The 223-nt window shown below is 64.6% G+C and carries 1 pseudogene; it reads left to right on the top strand.

Annotated features, from left to right (window positions below):
- Positions 1–223: pseudogene (locus E4K09_RS03040) on the top strand (sugar ABC transporter ATP-binding protein); the annotation flags it as partial.

Raw genomic sequence — 223 nt, 5'->3', positions numbered from 1 at the left:
GGCGGAAAGCCTTTTCACCATCATCCGCAAGCTGCGCGAGCATGGTGTGGCCGTGCTCTACATCTCCCATCGGCTCAACGAGGTGAAGGCCATTTCGGACCGAGTCACGGTGCTGCGCGACGGCCGCCATATCGCGACACGCGACACCGAGGGCCTCGAGCCGCTCGAGATGGCGCGCCTCATGGTGGGTCGCGACATGTCGAAGCTCTACCCGGACAAGCCG

This window comes from Microvirga pakistanensis (genome assembly GCF_004458765.1).
In the GTDB taxonomy this organism is placed as follows: Bacteria; Pseudomonadota; Alphaproteobacteria; order Rhizobiales; family Beijerinckiaceae; genus Microvirga; species Microvirga pakistanensis.
Note: the sequence above shows the minus strand (reverse complement) of the source record. Positions and strands in the feature narration are given on the sequence as shown.